2 protein-coding genes and 1 pseudogene are annotated in these 3,975 nt (G+C 43.3%); 1 reads left to right on the plus strand and 2 read right to left on the minus strand.

The window, feature by feature from the left end:
* Positions 1-85: 85 nt before the first annotated feature.
* Positions 86-1,356, minus strand: a pseudogene (locus PX481_RS21710) (phosphoketolase family protein); the annotation flags it as partial.
* A gap of 450 nt (positions 1,357-1,806) precedes the next feature.
* Here PX481_RS21710 and PX481_RS21715 point away from each other — a divergent pair.
* Positions 1,807-2,490: a DALR anticodon-binding domain-containing protein gene (locus tag PX481_RS21715; protein WP_288095928.1), complete on the plus strand. Its 684-nt coding sequence runs from the start codon at positions 1,807-1,809 to the stop codon at positions 2,488-2,490.
* Positions 2,491-2,817: 327 nt separating this feature from the next.
* Here PX481_RS21715 and PX481_RS21720 read toward each other — a convergent pair whose 3' ends face one another.
* A complete protein-coding gene (locus PX481_RS21720; protein ID WP_002756806.1) occupies positions 2,818-3,648 on the minus strand; it encodes a hypothetical protein in 831 nt (276 codons plus the stop codon).
* Positions 3,649-3,975: the final 327 nt, after the last annotated feature.

Raw genomic sequence — 3,975 nt, forward strand, 5'->3', positions numbered from 1 at the left:
ATTGCCCCGGTTTAGGAACTTCCAGACAATAATTGCGGAAATCAGGCATTTCTAGGTCTTTGCGAAGGAGTCCTCCATTAGCATGCAGAAACACTCCCAACGGACGGGTATTTTCGGCTTCAAATTGCCCCGGTTTAGGAACTTCCAGACAATAATTGCGGAAATCAGGCATTTCTAGGTCTTTGCGAAGGAGTCCTCCATTAGCATAAGGATTAGCACTCATGCGGCGCACACCTTTGGGCGCAAGTTCTTTGAGGTCGGGAGAATTAATTTACCTGTTTTATCAAACAATTCTTCGGGTTTATAACTTCTCATCCAAGCTTCAAACAGACTTAAATGCTCTGAATTGGTTTTCACATCCGCCATTGGTACTTGATGCGCTCGCCAGAAGCCTTCAATTTTATGTCCGTCAATCTCAGCCGGTGCTGTCCAGCCTTTGGGAGAACGGAGGACAATCATAGGAAAGCGGCAGAATTTGGCTTCGCCACTGCCACGGGTCTCGGCTTGAATTCGACGAATTTCCTCAATACAATGATCTAAAGTTGCCGCCATCGCTTGGTGCATACTGGGCAAATCAGAACCTTCCACGAAATAGGGCTGATAGCCATAACCCAAGAAGAGATTTTCTAAGTCTGAATGACTGATGCGAGAAAGGAGGGTAGGGTTGTTAATCTTGTAACCGTTGAGGTGCAAGATGGGCAGTACCGCTCCGTCGGTGATGGGATTGAGAAACTTGTTGGAGTGCCAGGAAGTAGCCAGCGGACCGGTTTCTGATTCCCCGTCTCCCACCACTGCAAAGGTAATTAAATCAGGATTATCAAACACAGCACCATAGGCGTGAGAAATACAATATCCCAATTCTCCCCCTTCATTAATAGAACCGGGGGTTTCGGGGGTGCAGTGACTGCCTATCCCACCGGGAAAAGAGAATTGTTTAAAGAATTTCTTCAACCCCTGTTCATCTTCACTTTTATCGGGATACACCTCAGAATAGGTTCCCTCAAGGTAACAAGGGGCAAGAACCCCCGGCGCACCGTGACCCGGACCGTTAAGATAGATGGCATTGAGATCGTACTTTTTAATTACCCGATTACAATGAGCATAGATAAAGCCTTGGCCTGCACTTGATCCTCAGTCACCTAAGACCCGATTTTTGATGTGTTCGGGTTTAAGCGGCTCTTTGAGTAGGGGATTATCGCGTAAATAGAGCATTCCCAACATCAGATAGTGAGCAGCCCGCAACCAAGCATCGATTTTGCTGACTTCATCATCATTTAAGGGGGTTCCTTGAATTGTAGAGCGAGCAACACCAAAACAGCTAATGCTGTCAGTGGTAGATTCGGGATGACTTGCCATGCTTTCTTCCTCTGAGTAAATATCAACTGTCTGTACCTTTACACATAAACTTTGTCTAAAGTTTAAGAAAAAGTTTGATATTGGTTAAAATTTAGTCCCCCTTTTTTCCCCTTTTTTAGGCTATGATGGCAAGTCTTATTCGATAAGCTGTTCGTAGTTTAAGGGTAAGCCTCTTGCCTGTTGCATGAGTGCCTCTCCTCTATAAGTAGCCTACACTCAACGGATTTAGTATTAATTTGGTAGGCTCTCTTGGAGTTATGGTGATCAGCAAATCTTCTCAAAGAAAGGTAGTAGGCTGTATGCCCCTACCAATTACACTACGCGCAGGTGGGGACGCAACCTGGTCAGTGAGTTTATCAAACTGTTTGCGTCCATAATGTAACATGATGAATATTTTTCACCCAATGTTCAAAAGAGCCATTTGATAAGACTACGTTTACCCTTCTGAGCATGAATTTTATCTACAATCACCCCTCGATCGAGCATTGCTTCAAACAACAATTAATTCATATTTTTCCAGAAAAAAAGCATAAATTAACTTTTTATCGTTGCCCAAAGACTGATAGTATTCTCTATCGTTCACCTCTGTTTTATCATTTTACGCCCGTTCAATGTCAAACCATATTTAACCATTTAATCGCCCTTTTTCCGCAAATTCAGCTTAAGGAAGGATGGCTAGAATTATTATTAGATCAGCAATTTTTGTCCTTTTGGTTACTAAAACTAAATGATTTAATTGATAAATTTTTCTCCGATCAGCTTCCTTTCCATCCCAGAGGAGAATTTTTCTTTTTATTTCAATACACCCACGCTCGCTATTCTAGTTTGTTACAACTGCTCAATCGGGAAAAAGTTAGATTAATCGAGCCAGAACTATTATCATGGCATCATCCCGCCGAAATAGCCTTAATACTGCAAATTTTAACCGTTTGTGATTGTTGGGAAGGCCAGAAACTCTATCCCCTAACTGCGAATTTGTGCGAAGCGATGCTCAATTTTGAGCGTAACTGTCGCATTATCGGAGAATCGTCCCCAATTCAGCGATCGAGATTAATCCTGATTAGCGTCAGTCAAAAACTACTTAACCGTCTTCTCCGTCAAAAATGGCAACTGCTGCCGATGACGGAACTTTAACGAAGACAGGAGACAGGAGACAGGAGACAGGAGACAGGAGACGGGAGACGGGAGACAGCTATCAGGGATCAGATTTGAGTTTTTAGTTCACTGTTTACTGATCACAGCAAAAAGCGTTTGACAAAAGCTCACGCCGAATCTGACGGAGTAACTGCTGACGGCTTGGATGTGTAATTAATTTTGCTTAGGTACTTATAAAAATATTAACTTTTACGAATTTAGTGGACAAAACCATCAGCTTATGATAGATTTTAATTAGTGTGAGGAGCGAACCAGAATAGAGAGCCGAGACGAAACATGGACAGTCGCCGGCTCTCTTTCTGTTGTTCAGGAATTATCTTTTTCTTGGCGATATTTAATAAAAGTGGGCAAATCAACTCGAAAAGAGGAATATTTCGGGGAAGGAGAGATGATAGGTGCCGGCCAATCCCTATCTTTCTTATTTAAGGATTCTACTGGCTCAATTGTCTCTAATTCCGCTAAAAACTCATCCATGGGAGCCACTTCATCCCTTTCTTGATTCTCTGTCTGAGACCAAGGCTCGATCGCGGCTGCCTTGGCGACAATGGCTAAATCCGGGGGAGAATTGCGATCGCTACCGCGCTGGAAATACTGGGCCAAGGCCGCTTTATACTGGAGGGTGTAGCGTTGCTGACGTTGAAGACGGGTGCGTAATTCCTGTAATTGCTGGTCATAGTTGCACAGTTTTTGGCTTTTTTCCTGATAACTTTCCTGAATTAAGGCACATTCTCGCTCTAAACGGGCTAATTGTTGACGCGTGCGGGTCAATTCTGCGGTCAAATTGGCAATAATCATCGGTTGCCGTTGTTCTGCTTGACGATACTGTTCGATTTCTCCTAAAGCTCGCTGTAATTGTTGCTTTTCGTATTGCAGTTCCTCGTTTTGCTGCTGGATTAGGGTATCGCAACTTTGCAAGCGACGATGTTGCTCGGCTAACCGCGATCGCAGTTCTGCGAGAGCTTGCTCCCGTCGCCAGATCTCCGCTTGTAATTCTTGATTTTGTTGACGTAAATGAGAGGATAGAGCCGGCCAATCTGTCTCATCTGTTGATTGACTCTCATGCTCGACAATTTCAGCAGTAATGACAGTATCCGCATGGGTGAGATGATCGAGGTACAGGTCGGAATTATCGTTCATAAAAGCCAAAGGATGAGGAAACCTAGAAGTTTAGAGACGTTAAAAGCCTTCTATCGTTCCAAAAAAAAAATGGGAACCGCATTGTTAGAGACTGCCGCGCGGTTCCACTGCCGATCCTTGAGAGGAGAACACTACAAATAACTATAAGCTTATTAGGAATTTTTGTCAATACTTAATGAGAAAATTTTTCATTAAGTTGGGGAGAGAGGGGAATCGACTAATACCAAAGGTTCTTCGTTACTTGGTATGGTTCGATAGGGGGGCATAAATCGACTAAATCCTTATCTGGTAAGAGACTTAATTGATTAGTTCGCTCTAGATCAAAAA

It is taken from the genome of Microcystis sp. M53603_WE2, assembly GCF_030065435.1.

Excerpts from the sequence above, each read along its gene's own strand:
- PX481_RS21715 (WP_288095928.1), top strand. The coding sequence starts at position 1,807 with ATGAATTTTATCTACAATCACCCCTCGATCGAGCATTGCTTCAAACAA.
- PX481_RS21720 (WP_002756806.1), bottom strand. The coding sequence starts at position 3,648 with ATGAACGATAATTCCGACCTGTACCTCGATCATCTCACCCATGCGGAT.